This window comes from Shewanella polaris, assembly GCF_006385555.1.
GTDB classification, from domain to species: domain Bacteria; phylum Pseudomonadota; class Gammaproteobacteria; order Enterobacterales; family Shewanellaceae; genus Shewanella; species Shewanella polaris.
Map to the genome: position 1 here is coordinate 1766680 of NZ_CP041036.1, position 19257 is coordinate 1785936.

The 19257-nt window shown below is 39.6% G+C and carries 16 protein-coding genes and 1 pseudogene; 13 read left to right on the forward strand and 4 right to left on the reverse strand.

Annotated elements, in window-relative coordinates; genetic code table 11:
• The first annotated feature begins 405 nt into the window (after positions 1–405).
• Together FH971_RS07735 and FH971_RS07740 are read left to right on the forward strand one after the other, a co-directional pair.
• Positions 406–3045 (forward strand): TonB-dependent receptor, encoded by a 2640-nt coding sequence (locus tag FH971_RS07735; protein WP_140233920.1) that lies wholly within the window; start codon positions 406–408, stop codon positions 3043–3045.
• A 102-nt stretch (positions 3046–3147) separates the two neighbouring features.
• A pseudogene (locus FH971_RS07740) lies at positions 3148–3312 on the forward strand (IS3 family transposase); the annotation flags it as partial.
• 145 nt (positions 3313–3457) lie between these two features.
• Here the strand turns inward: FH971_RS07740 and FH971_RS07745 are convergent.
• Both FH971_RS07745 and dusC read right to left on the reverse strand, forming a co-directional pair.
• The gene (locus tag FH971_RS07745) at positions 3458–3829 is read right to left on the reverse strand and encodes a TraR/DksA C4-type zinc finger protein (RefSeq protein ID WP_240778455.1); all 372 of its coding nucleotides are present in this window, start codon (positions 3827–3829) and stop codon (positions 3458–3460) included.
• 377 nt (positions 3830–4206) lie between these two features.
• Complete coding sequence (dusC, locus tag FH971_RS07750; protein WP_140233921.1) at positions 4207–5157, reverse strand: tRNA dihydrouridine(16) synthase DusC; 951 nt, start codon at positions 5155–5157, stop codon at positions 4207–4209.
• Between the two features lie 327 nt (positions 5158–5484).
• Here dusC and FH971_RS07755 point away from each other — a divergent pair, with 327 nt between their 5' ends.
• The 7 genes from FH971_RS07755 (at position 5485) to FH971_RS07790 (ending at position 12538) form a co-directional block, all read left to right on the forward strand.
• Positions 5485–5913 (forward strand): HvfA family oxazolone/thioamide-modified RiPP metallophore, encoded by a 429-nt coding sequence (locus FH971_RS07755; RefSeq protein ID WP_140233922.1) that lies wholly within the window; start codon positions 5485–5487, stop codon positions 5911–5913.
• Positions 5914–6038: 125 nt separating this feature from the next.
• The gene (locus tag FH971_RS07760) at positions 6039–6896 is read left to right on the forward strand and encodes an HvfB family MNIO-type RiPP peptide maturase (RefSeq protein ID WP_140233923.1); all 858 of its coding nucleotides are present in this window, start codon (positions 6039–6041) and stop codon (positions 6894–6896) included.
• The gene (locus tag FH971_RS07765) at positions 6896–7657 is read left to right on the forward strand and encodes an HvfC family RiPP maturation protein (RefSeq protein ID WP_140233924.1); all 762 of its coding nucleotides are present in this window, start codon (positions 6896–6898) and stop codon (positions 7655–7657) included. Before FH971_RS07760 ends, FH971_RS07765 begins: the two co-directional genes overlap by 1 nt.
• A 362-nt stretch (positions 7658–8019) precedes the next feature.
• Positions 8020–8385, forward strand: coding sequence for a YbaN family protein (locus tag FH971_RS07775; protein ID WP_137221270.1), 366 nt, complete (start codon positions 8020–8022; stop codon positions 8383–8385).
• A 137-nt stretch (positions 8386–8522) separates the two neighbouring features.
• Positions 8523–9074: an adenine phosphoribosyltransferase gene (gene apt, locus FH971_RS07780; protein WP_137221268.1), complete on the forward strand. Its 552-nt coding sequence runs from the start codon at positions 8523–8525 to the stop codon at positions 9072–9074.
• A 150-nt stretch (positions 9075–9224) separates the two neighbouring features.
• Positions 9225–12062 (forward strand): DNA polymerase III subunit gamma/tau, encoded by a 2838-nt coding sequence (dnaX, locus tag FH971_RS07785; RefSeq protein ID WP_140233925.1) that lies wholly within the window; start codon positions 9225–9227, stop codon positions 12060–12062.
• A 143-nt stretch (positions 12063–12205) separates the two neighbouring features.
• The gene (locus tag FH971_RS07790; protein ID WP_011637860.1) at positions 12206–12538 is read left to right on the forward strand and encodes a YbaB/EbfC family nucleoid-associated protein; all 333 of its coding nucleotides are present in this window, start codon (positions 12206–12208) and stop codon (positions 12536–12538) included.
• 48 nt (positions 12539–12586) lie between these two features.
• Here FH971_RS07790 and FH971_RS07795 read toward each other — a convergent pair.
• Positions 12587–13815, reverse strand: a protein-coding gene (locus tag FH971_RS07795; RefSeq protein ID WP_140233926.1) for an IS3 family transposase whose coding sequence is annotated in 2 segments (ribosomal slippage) — positions 12587–13464 and positions 13464–13815 — 1230 coding nt in all. Because the reading frame shifts where the segments join, the coding sequence is not laid out codon by codon here.
• 286 nt (positions 13816–14101) lie between these two features.
• Here FH971_RS07795 and FH971_RS07800 point away from each other — a divergent pair.
• Positions 14102–14599, forward strand: a complete 498-nt coding sequence (locus tag FH971_RS07800) for a hypothetical protein (protein WP_137221264.1) — start codon at positions 14102–14104, stop codon at positions 14597–14599.
• Positions 14592–14825, forward strand: a complete 234-nt coding sequence (locus FH971_RS07805; RefSeq protein ID WP_137221262.1) for a helix-turn-helix transcriptional regulator — start codon at positions 14592–14594, stop codon at positions 14823–14825. The genes FH971_RS07800 and FH971_RS07805 overlap by 8 nt, the downstream gene beginning before the upstream one ends.
• Positions 14826–15037: 212 nt before the next feature.
• On the opposite strand, the gene FH971_RS07810 is transcribed toward FH971_RS07805, so the two are convergent.
• Positions 15038–15889 carry a GGDEF domain-containing protein gene (locus tag FH971_RS07810; RefSeq protein WP_240778456.1) on the reverse strand — a complete coding sequence of 284 codons (852 nt, stop codon included), beginning with the start codon at positions 15887–15889 and terminating at the stop codon, positions 15038–15040.
• Positions 15890–16414: 525 nt separating this feature from the next.
• On the opposite strand from FH971_RS07810, the gene recR reads away from it, so the two are divergent.
• A complete protein-coding gene (gene recR / locus FH971_RS07815) occupies positions 16415–17014 on the forward strand; it encodes a recombination mediator RecR (protein ID WP_140233927.1) in 600 nt (199 codons plus the stop codon).
• Between the two features lie 280 nt (positions 17015–17294).
• On the forward strand, positions 17295–19208 hold the full coding sequence (gene htpG, locus FH971_RS07820; protein WP_140233928.1) for a molecular chaperone HtpG: 1914 nt from the start codon (positions 17295–17297) through the stop codon (positions 19206–19208).
• Positions 19209–19257 lie beyond the last annotated feature (49 nt).

Here is a 19257-nt window from a genome sequence, read left to right on the forward strand (position 1 = left end):
AATCAGATTTTTTTTTAAAATATTAAAATTTTATTAATGTTTTTATTTATAGGTTGTTGTTTTTATATTGCTTTACTTACGTTAACTTAAATCCTTGTATGTGATTTTTTTGTGTGTTTTTTGTTTTTATTTGGTGTATTATTCGTTTGTTTTAACATTTTGTTGAGTCTATTTATTCTTGCTTTCTTCGCCATTAATTGTAAGCCTTTGATTTATGGTGGTTATTTGCAAGTCAAATTAATTTTGCAACTAAGCTTTGTGTTATATGTTGTTTACATGTTGCCTATATTGACTAAATGTTTTTTATTCATTAATAATGGTGCTCGATAATTGGTTTCACCAATTATCCATATAAAAATTATAATTACTTGTATGTGTTTTATATAAGTCATAGGGAGATTATCCATGAGTTCAGTAACATTAACCGCTAAGGCTATTCGTCGTAGTCTATTAGCTGTAGCAACAACAAGTGTCGTGACAACCGGCTTATTCGCTTCAGCTGCTGTTTCAGCAGAAGAACAAGTTCAGAAAGTTGAAAGAATAGAAGTAACAGGTTCACGTATTAAGCGTGCAGATATGGAAACCGCTAGCCCTGTAAGTGTAATTGATGCTTCAGCAATTCTTTCTTCTGGCGCAACGTCTATCGATGATATTTTACAGCAAATGACCTCTACTGGCGGCGCGATGACTAACGCAGCCGTAAACAATGGTTCTGGTGGTGATACATCTATCAACCTTCGTGGTTTAGGTAGTAACCGTACACTAGTATTAGTCAACGGTCGCCGTATGATTGCATCTGGTACAGGTGCTGCATCAACAGTAGATTTGAATACAATTCCTGTATCAATGATCCAACGTGTTGAAATATTAAAAGACGGTGCTTCTGCTGTTTATGGTACAGATGCTATAGCTGGTGTGGTTAACATTATTCTAAAACGTGATTTTGACGGTTTAGAAATGAATGTTCAAACGGGTATGAGTGGACAAGGTGACGCAGACGAAACAAGTCTTGATTTCACTATGGGTAACACGTTCGACAAAGGTAACGTTGTTATTAATGCCCAGTACACGAATCGTGGTGATGCAAGCCAAGCAGACCGTGATTTTTCTGACTGTCCTATATCTGAAACAGGTGACGCTGGCAGCATAGAATTATATTGTGGTGGTAGTTCATACAGTGAAGGTGGACATATTTGGGGTGAAACCGCTGAACTAAGTGGTCTCGGTGGTGAATATCACGAGTATACTAATGAAGATAAATATAACTATTCCAAAGACAGTTATTTATCTACACCAATGGAACGTATTAACTTAAGTCTTGCTGGTTCATATGAGTTGTCAGACAGCATGACATTCTTCTCTGAAGCAATGTACTCAAAGCGTTGGTCATCACAACAAATGGCACCGCAACCTATTTGGAATAGTTCAACTTGGACATATGAACCAGAATCAGCTGGTGGATTTATGACTGATGATTTACTTCCTTGGATTGCAGCTGGTGAGGAAGTGAGTTATGGCCGTCGTATGGTTGAGTCTGGTACACGTAACTTTAGTCAAGTAGTTGATACTGTTCGTATTGTAATTGGTTTAGAAGGTGAGTTCGACAACGGTTGGACTTGGGATGCTTCATATAACAAAGGTAAAAACGATTCTGTTGATACCCTTGCAAATCTTCACAACTTAGGTTCAATTGATGATGCAGTATTAGAGGGCACTTTTGATCCATTCCTACAGTCTTCTTGGGAAGGTGATAGCATTGCTCCTTACATCTACACTGAAGTTAATAGTGGTGGTAGTGAACTAGACATCTTTGCTGCAACACTTTCTGGTGATATTGCTGATTTACCGGCTGGTGTATTAGGTTTTGCTGCGGGTGTTGAGCACCGTGAAGAGTCTGCTCATTACACTCCTGATTCATTGACAGCACAAGGTCTTGCTAATGACCCACGTGTTGAAGCTACGGCTGGTAGTTTTCAAGTTGATGAAGTATATGCAGAATTAGCTATTCCATTATTAAGTGATTTACCATTTGCACAACAAGTTGATTTGAGCGCTGCAATGCGTTATTTCGATTACAATACATTTGGTGATGATACAACATGGAAATTGGGCTTAACATGGCGCATGACTGATGACTTAATGTTCCGTGGTGGTCGTTCTACTGCATTCCGAGCGCCAACAGTTAATGAATTATTCGGTGGTGCTTCTCCATCGTTCGATCAAATTGTTCATCCTGCAAGCGATCAAACTCAAGCTGAAGTGACTGTTGGTGGTAATGAATTGTTAACACCTGAAGAAGCTGATATTACAACACTTGGATTGGTTTACTCTCCTAGTTTTGTAGAGGGTTTATCGTTAACACTTGATTACTATAAAATTGATATTTCTAACACTATTACCGCGGTTGATTCTAATTATGTGGCTAATCAATGTTTAGATGCAAACGGTGCTAAAATCAACACTGATACTGCATTGTGTCAAGCCTCAAATATTGAAATTGATGCTACTGGACGTATCAGTTTTGATAACGGTTTACAAAATATTGGTGAAACTAATACAGCTGGTTATGATATCAACATAGCGTATGTATTTGATGCTGCAGGACTTAGCTGGAAAGCAAACTTAGATACTTCAATTTTAGATAAGTATGAAGAGTTTGATCAAGACGGCAATGTAACTGATTATCGTGGCTATGTAACGGGTAATGTTGGTGCCTATGCTAAAATCAAAACAAACCTTGACCTAACAGCCAGTGGTGATGATTGGAGTGCTACCTACGAAATTCGTTATATTGATGGCATGGATTCATTAGCTTGTAAGGATGATCCTTCAGAGTGCTATGCTCCTTCAGTAGATAGTATCGTGTATCATGACCTTTCAGGTTCTTATGATTTAACCGAAACTGTTCGTCTATCTGGTGGTGTTAACAATATCTTTGATAAAGAACCTCCTTACTACACTGGTAACTTAGATTCAAATACCGATCCTTATACTTATGATGTATTAGGTCGTTACTTCTTCGTTCGTGCAAGTGTGAAGTTCTAATCTAACATTTGTTGTTAATAAAAAAGCCGGCTAATTAATTAGCCGGCTTTTTTTATCGATGTGTCCCGTCCTGAGATAAGTTGACACATTGGAGACTTATCTATGAAACCTTCAGTATCAATCAATATAAAACGTACTCAACGAGATTACACATTAGGCTTTAAATTAGCGGTTGTTAGTCAAGTAGAAAAAGGCGAGCTAACGTATAAGCAAGCTCAAGACCACTATGGAATTCAAGGGAGAAGTACCGTCCTAACATGGTTACGTGTCCCGTACTGAGATAAGTTGACACATTGGAGACTTATCTCAGGACTAGACAATTAAATGAATTTACTTCTGAGTAATAAAAATTGAATAAAATATGAGTTGAATAAATTAGCAGTTGGGTGAGTAGTATTATGATGAAATCTCGCTAGTGATTTAAACGTAACTCATGTCTATGTTCACTAAGGAATTTTTGTTCACATTGAGCACAACGTTGCTCGGTGGGATCGGCGATTAAGCGTGACGGTTCTATGTCCATCTCACAATCGGAACAAATGCCATAGAGACCGAGTTCAAGTTGACAATAAGCCGCTTCGAGCCGCATTAGCTTAGAGAAAGTATCGGTATTGGATAGTTTGATTTGTGACAAGTAGTCAATAACGTTCCCAAGAGGCGTTTTCATAGAGATATGAGCAACATCAGTGGCTTGTAATGGCTTCTTGATAAGTTGCATTAATTCACATCTCAAAATACGTTCGAGTTGTTCAAGTTCATGCAATGTGTCTTGAGTATTGTGCAACTGAGATAACCTTCAACTGTCTAAACCAATGTATAAATTCTATTCTAGGCACAAAAAAGTCAGACGTTATGATGAAGATCAATTCTCAATAAGATTTCTGCGATAAAAAGATAAATAATAATTTATGGTTTATTCAACCCTGACAAGGTTAACCATGTTAATTTCATTTTAGTTAGACCTTATTTCAGCTAAAAGTTTAGTTTAGCATTGTGTTCTAACCATCCTGACACAGGGGGAGATTGAGTATTTCTAAGCTAAAAAAACACAATGAAACTGTTGCTGTGTATGGCTAGCATTAATCACAGCGCAGCAAAAAGTTGATGGTTTATTTTATATCAGCCTTAATCGGATTCTAAGGCTGTTACGTTAACAGAATGTTAGCCTTCGTTTATTGTTCGGTGGGCGTGCTGTATTACTTTAACTATCTCTTCAGTGGTTTTAAATACTCTTAACTCTCTAAATAATGTATCTGCTTCTGGATATTGGCGGTTCAAGTAACTAAACCACTGTTTAATCCGTGAGGGGTAATAGTCAGACTTACGTCCATTCAGTTCTTTGTCGGTGTAGTCGATTAGTAAGCTTAGGGTTTGTTGCCAACTGAATGGGGTTGCTCCTGTTTTAATGGTATCCCCTAAATTAGGTAGCGATATGGCGCCGCGACCAATCATCACACTGTCACAACCGGTAATATCGATACAACGCTGTGCATCAGCCACATTCCAGATCTCTCCATTAGCAATAACAGGGATCGGTAATCGTTGTCTCACTTCAGTAATGTACTCCCAATAAGCCGGTGGTTTGTAACCGTCGGTTTTACTGCGCGCATGGATCGCAAGTTCAGTTGCGCCAGCTTCGTACACTGCTAAGGCATTTTCCATAAATAATGACTTATCTTCGTAGCCTAAACGGATTTTGGCGGTAACAGGGTGTTCAGATGGCACGGCATCGCGCATGGCTTTGACGATATTGTAAATATTATCTGGATACTGCAGCAATACGGCGCCGCCTTTGCTTTTATTGACGGTTTTGGCTGGACAGCCAAAGTTTGCATCAACGCCATTTGAACCTAGCTCTACAGCTCTTACGGCATTTTGTGCCATCCATTCAGGTTCTTGGCCTAATAACTGTACTCGTACTGGAGTTCCAGATGCGGTTAAGCCTTGATGATGTAACTCAGGACATAATTTGTAGAATACTTTGTCTGGTATGAGTTGATTGACTACCCTGACAAATTCAGTCACAACCAGGTCAAATGGGTTGATGGCAGATAATATTTCACGCATATGGTCATCAACCACACCTTCCATTGGAGCTAAAATAACGCGCACAGTACACCTTGTTGAAGTCAAAAGTGGGCCATTTTAGCGTGTTTATTATCTGATATCAGTACTAAATGACAATGCGAGTTATTTTGTCGATTAACTAAACAAATTATTAATAATAATCATATCGATAGCACTTATGTTGTAATTGTGTTAAATATATGTGGCGTCAGTTTTGGGGCTTATCTAGCAAGTATTTATGTTAAATAAATAGATTTTTTTCACATTTTTTAAATTTATTTGCAATAAAATTTACTTATTGCGGGTCTCTTTAACCAAGCCGGCAATGATGTTGGTCACCATACACAATCAAGATATAGGAAGATAATTATTATGAATTCAATCAAACAAACTACTTTAGCGGTTGCATTAGGTTCTGTTGTAATGACTGCTGGTTTTTCTGCTCAAGTAGAAGCTAACCCATTTGGTTTTCAACAATTAACTTCTGGTTATCAAATTGATGGCGGAGAAGGTAAGTGTGGCGAAGGCAAATGTGGCGGCGACATGAAAAAGTCTGCTGAAAAAGCGGCAGAAGGTAAGTGTGGCGAAGGCAAATGCGGCGGCGACATGAAAAAGTCTGCAGAGAAAGCGGTTGAAGGTAAGTGTGGCGAAGGCAAGTGCGGCGGCGACATGAAAAAGTCTGCAGAGAAAGCGGTTGAAGGTAAGTGTGGCGAAGGCAAGTGCGGCGGCGACATGAAAAAGTCTGCAGAGAAAGTTAAAGAAGGCAAGTGTGGTGAAGGTAAATGTGGCGGCAATAAATAATTGGCTGCATCTATTTGATAATGCCTAGGCTTATCTGACACAATTAAGGCCTGAGATTCAGGCCTTAATTTTATCTGCCTTTTAGCTAATTTTTAGCATTACTGATTAATTCAAGGATACACATTATGACGACAAATCATGTTCATGGCTTAGCCAATGTTGGATTAGGGCTTCGGCGTGAAATGCTCGATGAATTTTGTCAGCAGGTGCCATCGGCCATTGAATTTTTCGAAGTTGCACCTGAAAATTGGATGACATTAGGCGGTAAGTTTGGCCGTCAATTTAAGCAATTAACTGAACAACATACTTTTTTCTGCCATGGGCTTTCGTTATCCATTGGCAGTCCAGAGACGCTCGATACTCAATTTGTACAAAACGTAAAACGCTTTTTGGATGAGCACAATATTGATGTTTATTCAGAGCATTTAAGTTATTGTTCGGGCGCTGGCCATATGTATGATTTGATGCCTATCCCATTTACTGACGATGCGGTTATCCATACTGCTAAGCGGATAAAACTAGTTGAAGATATACTTGAACGACCATTTATTTTAGAGAATGTGTCATTTTATGCAGCGCCAGGCGCACAAATGACGGAACAAGAATTTGTCAATGCCGTGCTGCAAGAGGCTAACTGCAAATTATTGCTTGATGTGAATAACATTTACGTTAATTCAATTAACCATCAATACGATGCCAAAGCTTTCTTAACCGCTATGCCTACCAAACGAATCGCTTATCTGCATATTGCAGGGCACTATGAAGAAGAGGTTGACTTAATGGTCGATACTCACGGTGCGGATATTATCGATCCAGTATGGGATTTATTGCAGCAGTGTTATCAATTACATGGGGTGCATCCGACATTGCTTGAGCGTGATTTTAATATTCCTAAAACTGAAATACTCCTTAATGAGATTAATCAAATTCATCAATATCAACAAAATGCTCTAGCATCGCAGTCTGTATTGAGGAAAGCATAATGGGTTTCATTGAAGTACAACAACAATTCATGGACTACATCCGTGATCCTAGTTTGCCATTACCTGAGGGTATTGAGTCTAGACGGATGAAAATCTATCGCGAATTGTTTTTTAATAATATCGCAGGTTTTGTATCGAGTGCATTTCCTGTACTGAAAAGTTTGTATCAAGACGAACAGTGGCAGGCCTTAGTACAACAATTTTTTGTAACGCATGATTGTAAGACACCAATATTTGTTGAAATTGCCGGTGAGTTTTTAGGTTTTTTACAACACGAATATCAAGTAACTGAACATGATCCAGTTTTTATGTTGCAGTTAGCACATTATGAATGGTTAGAGTTGTGTGTGGCAGTCGCGCCAGATACGCCAACGTCTCAGATAATTCATATTGATGATCTAAATAACCATCAGCTATGCCTCGCCGCTTGTGCTAAGGTGGCGCAATATGCCTTTGATGTTCAGCATATTAGTGTTGACTACCAACCTATAGAGCCGACAGCACAAGCGAACTTTTTTTGTGTCTATCGAGATCTTGATGACGAAGTGGCGTTTTTACAACTCACACCGTTAAGTGCGCAAGTGTTGGCTTATATTGAACAAATGAGTGATTCACCACAAGGCGTAAAGGTAGATGCTATTATCGAATGGTTAGCTGAACACTATCCGCAAATGTCCCGTGAGACATTATTGGCTGGTTGTATACCTTTATTGCAGCAATTTGCCCAAAAGGGAATTGTGATCTCATCTGTCTTTGAATAATAAGCTTACTTAATTTAGGGTTTTTATTTTGTGTAGATGTGACTAAAATAAGCCGCTTTTTGTGATCTGCTTCACATTGGGCTTGACCCATTTCTGTGTACAGTTGATACAGAGGAACGCAGGTATACCGTAGTCGCATAACCTTAACTAGGAATAATCATGAGTCAGCCGTTTAAAGACCCGTTCAACATTTTTTATCTTTTTGGTTTTATTTTGGTGTTATTAATTCCAACATTACCCGCGACGCTAGCATGGTTGAAATTTGCAGGGTTAATTTAACATTTATTTCAGGTTAACGTGCAAATATGACGTATGATGAAACCACTCAAACAGAGTGGTTTTTGTTTTATATAGGGTCCCACATGGCTGTAAAACGTGGTTTTTTTCTGATTATAGGGTTATGTAGCCTAGTATTAGGCTTAATTGGCATTGCTCTGCCTTTATTACCTACAGTGCCATTTATTTTATTGGCAGCGTTTTGCTTTGCCCGTTCAAATGATCGTCTTCATCAATGGTTAGTCAATCACCCATGGTTTGCCGAAGGGATTCATCAGTGGCAATCCAAACGTGCCCTAAGCCGAACTTTAAAACGCAAAGCCATGATAATGAGTAGCTTAAGTTTTGCTATCAGTATTGTGATAGTGCCGATTATATGGGTGAAGTTTATGTTGCTGTGCATGATGCTTATATTATTGTTTTTTTTGTGGCGGATCCCAGAGTTAGAATAATAAACGGCCAGTTAAAGTAAGCTAGTTGCAACTGAGATTAAACGGGCATAAGATCCCCCCCCAGTATTTTTTTATCAGAGTCCACCCATAACGTGGACTTTTTTATTGCGTAATCACTTTCAGACAGAGTTAACTACATTATGATGAACCAAGACAGTTTAGCGCTTATTAAGCAGAGCATTAAAACCATTCCTGACTATCCAATCCCAGGCATCATGTTCCGTGACGTCACCAGCTTACTTGAAAATGCCGAAGCATATAAAGCGACTATTGCGATTCTAGTGGCTCATTATCAATCAAAAGGTTTCACCAAAGTGGTGGGTACTGAAGCGCGTGGTTTTTTATTTGGCGCACCACTCGCGTTAGAGTTAGGCGTTGGTTTTGTCCCTGTGCGTAAACCGGGTAAATTACCCCGTAAAACCATTAGCGAAACCTATGATTTAGAATACGGTAAAGATACTTTAGAAATTCATGTCGACGCGATAAATGCCAATGATAAAGTGCTCGTTATTGATGATTTATTAGCAACAGGTGGCACGATTGAAGCGACTGTAAAACTTATTCGTCAATTAGGCGGTGAAGTGAGTCATGCTGCATTTGTTATCTCATTACCAGAAATTGGTGGCGAGAAGCGCTTACAAAATTTGGGAATTGAAGTGTTAAGTTTATGCGAGTTTGAAGGCGAGTAATTAATGTAAAATAAACTGCTATTTTATTAAGCAGTTAACTATATTTTACGCTATCAAATGCTTGCTCAACAATAGCATGCCAGCCTTTGGCATGTTATTGTTAACCCCTTTAAAGGGATTGACTCCCGATAGCTCTCTGTGGGGAATTTCATGTCTTACCAAGTACTCGCCCGCAAATGGCGCCCAGCTAAATTTGAACAAATGGTTGGTCAGTCCCATGTATTAATGGCATTAACCAATGCATTGAGTCAACAACGTTTACATCATGCTTATTTGTTTACTGGAACCCGCGGTGTGGGTAAAACAAGTTTGGCGCGTTTATTTGCTAAAGGCCTCAATTGTGAAACGGGTATAACGGCTAATCCATGCGGTAAATGTTCTAGTTGCATTGAAATTGCCCAAGGTCGCTTTGTCGATTTAATTGAAGTTGACGCGGCGTCGCGTACCAAAGTCGACGATACTCGTGAACTTCTCGACAATGTACAGTACCGTCCATCCCGTGGTCGTTTTAAGGTGTACTTAATTGATGAAGTACATATGTTGTCGCGTAGCAGTTTTAACGCACTGCTAAAGACATTAGAAGAACCTCCAGAGCATGTTAAGTTTTTATTAGCGACTACCGATCCGCACAAACTGCCTGTTACTGTGTTATCTCGTTGCTTACAGTTCAATTTAAAAAGTTTGTCGCAAGATGAAATCAGCAAGCAACTTGAATATGTCATCACCCAAGAACAATTACCCTTTGAGCAGCAAGCACTGAGTTTATTAGCTAAAGCGGCTAATGGCAGTATGCGTGATGCGCTCAGTTTAACGGATCAAGCGATAGCATTTGGCAGTGGTCAAGTGATGCTTACACAAGTGCAAACCATGTTGGGCAGTATTGATGAACAACATGTGTTAGCGTTATTAAAAGCCTTGTGTGACGCCGAGGTTGGGCCATTGATGCAGACGGTGGCCAAAGTATTGGCATTTGGTGCAGATGCAGAAGAAGTACTGCGCAGCTTATTAGAGCTATTACATCAAATCACCTTAACGCAATTTGCGCCAGCTACTGCACAACAATCGTTGTTTAGTGAACAAATTTTGGCGTTCGCGCAGCAATTAGCGCCGGAACAAGTCCAGCTTTATTACCAAATGTTACTTAACGGTCGTAAAGATTTACCCTTTGCTCCCGATCCTAAATCTGGCTTGGAAATGGCGTTACTTCGAGCTGTAGCCTTTACCCCAGAAAAACAAGTGAAGCGTTGGGTAACAACGACACCCGCTAATATTGATTTAAGCGTTATTGATCATTCATCACCTCCAGGGCAAGAGGTCAATGAAACAGGCCCAAAGTCAGCTCTTCAATCTAAAGTAGACACTCTTCCATCTTCTTCGAGCACAGCGCCGGTGAAAATTGTTTCAACGGTAGATCTTGAGAAACAAGATAGTGATATTGTCGACGATGAATCTGTTATCGCCTCACTGGTAGCCGAACAAACTTTGGTCATGAGTCAAGCACAAAGCTTAGGCTTTAACAGCTCATCGCCACAAAGCGATGTAGTGCAGGCTGAACCCGCTACTGCAGTAGAGGCTAATCATGTCATTGAGCAAGCCGAGCATCAAGAGACTAGCGATGCGAAAGATGTAGATGCCAAGACTGAAGCTAATCTTGATGTAACGGCTTCGGCGAACCTCAGCACTGAACATGGTAACCAGCCAACCTCTGATCAAAATAGTGAACAACAATCTGCAGTGAGTACTGCAAACACCAATGACGCAGAAAAAAGTGACAATGTTGATGATTCGCTAAGTGCATATGCTTTTATGGATTATGACACCTCAGGTGATGCATCAATGGAATATGAGCCACTAGATCATGACGAGTATATGGCTTTTTCGGCTTTAAATGAGGCAACTGAAGCTAACAATATTGGTAACGTTACTGATGCTGTACAAAAGCCACAACGGATAAGTGATGACATTGACAATATCAACGATGATAGTCGTGATATTGTGAATAAACAAAACTCTGACATTATTGACCATGGGACTAATCAAGAACTCACTCGTTCTGAGGATACTGCAGACGACTTTCTTGATGAGGTGTTAGCTAGCCGTGATTTACTCATAGCGGATGTAGGGGCATTGCATTTAAAAGAAGAACTTGCCAAAAAAGAGCCCGCAAAAGTCATTACACCTAGAAAAGTAAAACCGGTATCGACACCCGTTACTGCGGCTAATGAATCATCTGTTGGATCTGTAGAGGCAAAGCCAAGCTCTGTAACGGAAGAGCAGGCAATAGTCGATTATGATAGACCGCCTTGGGTTAAGCCTAAGGAGGATGAGCAAGTTAACACGTTTGCCGATATCAATGAGGATATCAAACCTGCTGTTGAAGCAACTATTCAACAACCGAGTACAAACAGTCATCCAATCGATAATCAGCATCAAAAGCCTGCTAGCACTCTCACTACAAGTTCGTTGGCGGCTAATCCGCTGAACATGAGTGCTGAACCTGCAACAACTCAATCCCATGAGGTTACTGCATTTGAACCACACAGTATTCAAGGTGATGAGGTTGATTTGCATTGGTATAAAGTGATGACGAATGTGTCTGTTGGCGGTAGGGTTAGACAACTAGGTGTAAACTCAGTGTGCTCAGCATTGTCAAATCCCATGGTGTTGGTATTGAAACCCAATCAAAAACATTTGTCAGCTCAAACGGCGATCGAACAATTGCAACAGGCGTTATCGGAATATCTCGAGCAACCGACAGAAGTACAAATTCAGATAGGGGTAGTGCCTGAACGCGAAACGCCGCTAGAGTTACGTAAACGTTTTCATCGTGAGCTTATTGCACAAGCACAACAGGCTATTTTGATAGATGATAACGTTAAGTGGATGGTTCAGCGTTTATCCGCTCAATTAGACAGTGACAGTATTGAATATCCGGCAGAACAATTGGGGCAAATAGCACAAGAAATTGCCCTCATTAATGCTTCATAAATGAACAAATTCGGTAATTTAGCTTAAGATGAATATATCTTCATCCCAAAAATGTATTTGCAAGATTGCCAATCGATTTTATTTCAGTAATATTAGCGCCATTAAGGCGACTTGCTAACAACCTAAATTAGAGAGATATGACTATGTTTGGTGGAAAAGGCGGTATGGGCAATTTAATGAAACAAGCCCAGATGATGCAAGATAAAATGGCTAAAGTGCAGGAAGAAATAGCGCGCACCGAAATGACGGGTGAAGCGGGTGCTGGCTTGGTTAAAGTAACCATGACAGGTAATCACAATGTGCGTAAAGTTGAAATTGATCCAAGCTTGATGGAAGACGATAAAGAGATGTTAGAAGATCTCATCGCTGCAGCGTGCAATGACGCCGCTCGTCGCATTGAAGAAAATCAAAAAACTAAAATGGCCGAAGTTACGGGGGGTATGCAATTACCACCTGGAATGAAAATGCCGTTTTAATGGTTGTCTGATACAATGTCTAGTCCTAAAATAGGTTGACGGTTTTTATTAAGCCAGTTGGAACTCCCGACTGGCTTTTTCATGCACTTCGTTTGGGGTTTTCATTCCTAAACTAAGGTGCGGTCTTAACTCGTTATAAATCCTAATAGATTCTTTGATGAGTATTGCCAGCTCCTTCATCGTACGACAGCGGTAAAGTAAAAACTCTTGCTTCAAAATACCATTCACTCGCTCAGCTAACGCATTCTGATAACAATCATACCCATCTGTCATCGATGGCCTTATCGCATTCGCAGCCAATTTATGTTGATATTCTGCTGAGCAGTACTGTATCCCTCTATCTGAATGATGAATGACATCACTGGTTGTCTGACGATTCTTTATCGTCATCTCCAATGCTTTAACAACATCACTGGCTTTCATTTCATCACTTAATTCATAACCCATTATTTTTCTTGAATATGCATCTGTGACTAATGATAAATAGTGAGTTCCTTCGTCTGATTTTACGTAGGTTATGTCACTGACAAATACCTCTTCAACGCTCTTCACCACTCTGTCTTTGAGTAAGTTTGGGTGTTTTCTCAACCAATGGTGGCTATGGGTTGTCTTGGTGTAATTCTTCCTAGGCTTTACTAACATATTGTGTTGTTTTAAATACTGAAATAGGCCGTCCCTACCTAGCTTTATGCCTTGTTCAAGTAACTGTGGCTTGATGAGTTGATAAAGCTTACGCGTACCCACTCTGGGCATGAACTGACGCCAATACATAACCATAGTCATCACCGGTTTTAACATGTCAGCTCTTGCTGCTAAGCGCTGCTTCCATTGATAAACAGCTTGTCTTGATAGGTTAAACTGCCGACTCGCTGTCGCTAGCTTTACAGTGCCTTTTTCTTTGGCAAGCCAGAGCGTTCGGCTAAGTACTTTTTTTCTAAATCAATACCGTACTCATTTTTAAGTAACTCGACCATATCGCCATAAATCATATTTTTCATTTCGAGATTGGAGACTTGTTTCTCTAATCGTTTGATTTTCTGGGCGGGTGTTTCTGTAGATTTGGACATAGGTGAATGCTCAATCGGCTGGGACCAATCTAATCTACCATGTTTTCGTAACCATGTTAGGACGGTACTTCTCCCTTGAATGCCATAGTGGTTTTGAGCTTGCTTATACGTTAGCTCGCCTTTTTCTACTTGACTAACAACCGCTAATTTAAAGCCTAATGTGTAATCTCGTTGAGTACGTTTTATATTGATTGATACTGAAGGTTTCATAGATAAGTCTCCAATGTGTCAACTTATCTCAGGACGGGACACAACAACTTAAAAAGGCTCAAGCATTATGCTTGAGCCTTTTTCGTTATAGTGTAGAAGAATTAACTAGTATTGATCTTTTACACAATAGGTATTCGATACAGTTATTCCATTATATTAATGTAAATTCTCCATCAACATAAAGTACTTAATTATTAACTCCGAGTTAAAAATATTTGACATCTCTTTTCCTGTCGATATGATTGTTAAGTTAAATATTTTTTACATAAAGTTGATTGGAGTTAACATGGTAGATAAGCATAAAGTACATCAATGGTTACAAGAAACCAGTTTTCGAGAGCTAATGTTATCGGTTGATTTTTTAATCACAGGTTATATTTTTTACCATTATATTAGTCAGTTAGCGAGTGCGTCGCCGGAGCAATTAGCCTCTATTGAATGGTTATCGTCCTTGTTATTGCAAATTATTATTTACTCCATTGTATTGATGGTAGTGAGTTATATATTACTTGCCCTGATCAGTGATGATGAACTGTCACAACCGATGGATGTCAGAGAGAAACAAATTAATTTGGTAGGCTATAAGTATGCCGCTATCATTTTGCAAGTTGGAGTGGTTTTTGCCATGGTTCAATATAATATTGATGCGCAAGGTTTTACCCTTATGCCGCAATATGTTCCCCACTTGCCGCTGCATATATTATTGGTGGCATTTTTACTGGCAGAACTAGCCTATTATGGTGTGCAGTTGTACAAGGGCCGAACCGGTGAGATTTATGAGTAACCTTGATGACAGTAAAATAGGCATTTCAAATTCTATCCGTACTTTACGTTTTTTACATAATGAAATGACCCAAAAACAGCTCGCCGAACAAATCGGTGTGACGCGCCAAACTGTGATGGCCATTGAGTCAAATAAATACTCACCAACACTTGAAGTCGCATTTAAAATTGCAGAGGTGTTTAATTTACCGCTTGATAACGTCTTTAGCTATCGTTCAGATAAGTAGCGAAACTTTGCATCATATAACTCATACCCCCCTTTAATCTGTCATTCGGGTGTTGTCAGTGAGTTAAGTTATTCGTTAGTCGACTGTATATCGAAACCGAATTTGAATGAAATGTCATTCTGAAACGCTTGGGTTATCGTTGACTATTACAATGAGAGTACTGTGACGGTTTACTAGATAAAGGCAGTTTATTAACGCAGCGTTTATAGCGCTTACGCCATACGGACTTGGTTTCGGCCATTTTGTTTTGCTTGATAGAGTGCTGTATCAGCATTTTTAATCAGGCATTGGTAGTCTTTACATTCAGACGTAAGTCCTGCTATACCAATACTTACTGTAACTCCAATTGAAATAATATCTATGCCAGTATCGCTAGGGATTGCCAATTTTGAGTTTTCCACAACCGTTCGGAGTCGTTCAGCAAGAGTATAAGATGTGAATACTTGAGTTAGAGGGAGGATGACAATAAACTCTTCACCACCATAACGAGCAATTATATCTGACTCTCTTAACGACATTTTAATATTTTGGGCTATATTTTTCAAAACTAAGTCACCAATCTGATGACCATAATTATCATTAATAATCTTGAAATGATCTATATCGATAAGGAAGATGGATAGTGGGTTAGAATAACTTTGTGCCTTTTGTGTTTCTTCTTTGAGGCGACGTTCTAAGTATCTCCGGTTAAATATATCTGTTAGTGGGTCGGTGATATTTTCCTGCTTGAGTGCGTTCATCTGCATGATGTCACTGGTGGTTTTGAGGGACAGGGTACAAACAACCAATACAAAAATAGCACCGCAAAAAAATATAACCGGCACCACTAGATCAAGTGGTTGAGAAAATGTCATCAAGTTAAATTGTGCATATACAATATAACCTACAATGAAGAACAATATCAGCAGAATAAGAAATCCCCAGCTATAGCGTAATCCGCCTGTTGGTAGTTGGCTAAATAGCTTCCAAACTGGTGCGATTGCCATTGCCAGTAATATCGCGCCGCAAATAACGAATCCACTGCCTAATAATGGTAAAGTATCGAGCATTTTGAGTCCTTGCATTGGTGACACTTTAATTTGGAAATGTCTCTTTTTGAGATGTTTTCAATATCGTTGTGAATCTCTTTCTCGGGTCAACCGAAAATGTTAAATACTTGTTTAATAGAATATCAGATGAGCCAGACAGAAAGGTGATGGCTTTCAAAACTTGAGCATTCTCTTATTTAGCTGGTTATGTTGCTTGCCATTAAAGTGAGTGCATATTGTTGTCATTCGGTTGGTTAGTTATTCTTTGCTGTGTGAAGATAACCTATTTACCCGCATCGGACGTTCACCTTTAAGCCCGCTATAACATGTCACTCGTCTTCGATGAGGGGTTTTTACCTAAGCATTAAACAAAAAATACTGCGTAATTTAAAAATTGTTGGCTTCATTTCTTACTACAAAAGCATTAATCTTTGCATTCGAGCCCTGCACAGACAATAATCGCACTGCTTTGGTGTTTCCGCATTTTGGCTTAGCTGATCACAAGACGGCTTCATCCGTGACATCACAATGAGTTTAGTTATTTAAGGTATTCGCAATTTTATGAAATTTAGTCCTTTGGTTGATGAATTAATTCAATCTTTACGTGCTTTGCCAGGTGTCGGCCCTAAGTCTGCACAGCGCATGGCTTTTCAATTACTTGAACGTGAGCGTAAAGCAGGTCTTAAGCTTGCCGATTCATTGCAAAAAGCCATGTCTGAAGTTGGTCATTGCCAAAGTTGCCGGACATTTACCGAACAAGACCTATGCCCGATATGCAGTAGTCACCGTCGAATTAATTCAGGGATTATTTGTGTGGTGGAAACACCTGCCGATGTGCTTGCTATTGAAGCCGGTGGACATTTTAATGGTCGTTATTTTGTGTTGTTAGGGCATTTGTCACCGTTAGACGGTGTTGGTCCTGAAGAGTTGGGTTTAGCGTTACTTGAGCGCCACTTAACCTCTGATGAGGTGAGTGAGCTTATTTTGGCGACTAATCCGACCGTTGAGGGTGATGCTACTGCACATTTCATTGCTGATATGGCTAGAAGACACAATGTTGTGATCAGTCGTATTGCTCATGGTGTTCCGGTAGGTGGGGAGCTTGAATACGTCGATAGCACCACCTTAGCATTATCTTTCAATGGCCGTATTCCTTTGTAACAAAGCTATTATTCATTGAGAACAACATTGTGCCAGCAGACCCTTAATAAGGTTTGTTGGCATTTTTTATCTCATTTTAGGTGAATTATGAGGAGTATATGTTGTAAAAATGCCCATATAGAGCGGATGTGGGCTTAACTGACGATTTATTATTCAACAAGGTAACCTTGGCCCTTGAAAAGGTTGTAATGTCCCCCCATCTCTTGGTTAACACAGATTTTTAAGGCGAGTAGATTTTTCGACTCGTGATCGTTTTAACGTAACACCAAGGGAAATACTCATGTCACAACAAGAAACTCATGGCTTTCAAACCGAAGTCAAACAACTTCTGCAATTGATGATCCACTCTCTGTATTCAAATAAAGAGATTTTCTTACGTGAGCTGGTTTCAAATGCAGCCGATGCAGCAGATAAATTACGATATTTAGCGTTAACTGATGATGCTTTATATGAAGGTAACGGCGATTTACGCGTTCGAGTCAGTGCCAATAAAGAAAAAGGCACTGTCACCATTTCTGATAATGGTATTGGTATGACGCGCGATAGCGTTATTGAACATTTAGGAACTATCGCTAAATCTGGCACTAAAGAATTTTTTAACAACCTTTCCGGCGAAGCATCAAAAGATTCTCAATTAATTGGTCAGTTTGGTGTTGGCTTTTATTCTGCTTTTATCGTAGCCAAAAAAGTTACTGTACGAACCCGTGCTGCAGGGCATCCTGCTAGCGAAGGTGTATTGTGGGAGTCTGAAGGCGAAGGTTCATTTAACGTAGAAAGTATTACTAAAAATGAACGCGGTACTGAAATTACTTTGCAACTACGCGATGACGAACTCGAGTTTGCAGATGATCACCGTCTACGCTCAATTATTACCAAGTACTCCGATCATATCTCTGTTCCGGTACAAATGTGGAATGAAGGTACTCCTGAGTCTGAAGGTCCTGATGGCGAAAAAATTGCTGCGACCGAAGGTGAATGGAAAGTGATGAACAAAGCCACTGCGCTTTGGACTCGTAATAAATCAGATATTACAGACGAAGAATATCAAGAATTTTATAAGCACATTTCTCATGATTTTAATGATGCTCTGAAATGGTCTCATAATCGGGTTGAAGGTAAGCAAGAATACACTAGCTTGTTGTATATTCCAGCCAAAGCACCTTGGGATATGTGGAACCGTGATCATAAACATGGCTTGAAACTATTTGTTCAACGTGTCTTTATTATGGATGATGCAGAACAGTTTTTACCGACATACTTGCGCTTCGTTCGAGGATTAATCGATTCGAATGATTTGCCACTAAACGTTTCTCGTGAAATTTTACAAGATAACCATGTCACAACGGCAATGCGTGTGGGTATTACTAAACGCGTATTAGGCATGCTTGAAAAATTAGCTAAAGATGAGCCTGAACAATATCAATCTTTCTGGGCTGAGTTTGGTCAAGTATTAAAAGAAGGTCCTGCAGAGGACTTTGCTAACAAAGAACGTATTGCTGGACTGCTGCGTTTTGCCTCTACTCATAACAACTCAGCAGCAACGACCGTATCTTTGGAAGATTACATTGGGCGCATGAAAGAAGGCCAAGACAAGATTTACTATATAGTTGCCGACAGTTATGAAGCCGCAGCTAACAGCCCACATCTTGAGTTATTGCGTAAAAAAGGCATTGAAGTACTATTAATGTCTGAGCGTATCGATGAATGGTTAGTGAATCACTTAACTGAATTTAAAGGTAAAAAATTACATTCAGTTACTCGTGGTGATTTAGAATTAGGTGAGCTAGAAGATGCGGCTGATAAAGAAGCTCACGACAAAGTAGCCGAAGAATCTAAAGATCTTGTTGAACGCGTTAAAGCTGCTTTAGCAGACAAAGTCTCAGATGTTTGTGTTACTTCGCGTTTAACTGACACTCCTGCATGTGTGGTAGCCGGTGAAGGTGAAATGTCGACTCAGATGATTAAATTGATGGAAGCAGCTGGTCAGCCAGTACCAGAGTCTAAACCGATATTTGAGATTAATCCAACCCATCCTTTGGTTGAACATCTTAATAAAGAAACAGACGAGAAATTGTTTGCTGATTGGGCTAACTTGTTATTACAACAAGCGTTATTATCAGAAAAAGGCAGTTTGGCTGATCCATCAGCGTTTATTAAGCTAACCAATCAAATGTTATTGGCGAGCGTAAAATAAACTCGATTTAAACCATAAAAGCGGACTGTATGTCCGCTTTTGTTTTTGT

What these genes read in the sequence shown, in the direction of transcription:
- FH971_RS07775 (WP_137221270.1), top strand. Translation starts at nt 8,020, where the DNA reads ATGGCTGTAAAACGTGGTTTTTTTCTGATTATAGGGTTATGTAGCCTA.
- FH971_RS07735 (WP_140233920.1), top strand. Translation starts at nt 406, where the DNA reads ATGAGTTCAGTAACATTAACCGCTAAGGCTATTCGTCGTAGTCTATTA.
- FH971_RS07755 (WP_140233922.1), top strand. Translation starts at nt 5,485, where the DNA reads ATGAATTCAATCAAACAAACTACTTTAGCGGTTGCATTAGGTTCTGTT.
- dnaX (WP_140233925.1), top strand. Translation starts at nt 9,225, where the DNA reads ATGTCTTACCAAGTACTCGCCCGCAAATGGCGCCCAGCTAAATTTGAA.
- FH971_RS07765 (WP_140233924.1), top strand. Translation starts at nt 6,896, where the DNA reads ATGGGTTTCATTGAAGTACAACAACAATTCATGGACTACATCCGTGAT.
- FH971_RS07800 (WP_137221264.1), top strand. Translation starts at nt 14,102, where the DNA reads ATGGTAGATAAGCATAAAGTACATCAATGGTTACAAGAAACCAGTTTT.
- FH971_RS07790 (WP_011637860.1), top strand. Translation starts at nt 12,206, where the DNA reads ATGTTTGGTGGAAAAGGCGGTATGGGCAATTTAATGAAACAAGCCCAG.
- FH971_RS07760 (WP_140233923.1), top strand. Translation starts at nt 6,039, where the DNA reads ATGACGACAAATCATGTTCATGGCTTAGCCAATGTTGGATTAGGGCTT.
- FH971_RS07810 (WP_240778456.1), bottom strand. Translation starts at nt 15,889, where the DNA reads ATGCAAGGACTCAAAATGCTCGATACTTTACCATTATTAGGCAGTGGA.
- FH971_RS07805 (WP_137221262.1), top strand. Translation starts at nt 14,592, where the DNA reads ATGAGTAACCTTGATGACAGTAAAATAGGCATTTCAAATTCTATCCGT.
- recR (WP_140233927.1), top strand. Translation starts at nt 16,415, where the DNA reads ATGAAATTTAGTCCTTTGGTTGATGAATTAATTCAATCTTTACGTGCT.
- htpG (WP_140233928.1), top strand. Translation starts at nt 17,295, where the DNA reads ATGTCACAACAAGAAACTCATGGCTTTCAAACCGAAGTCAAACAACTT.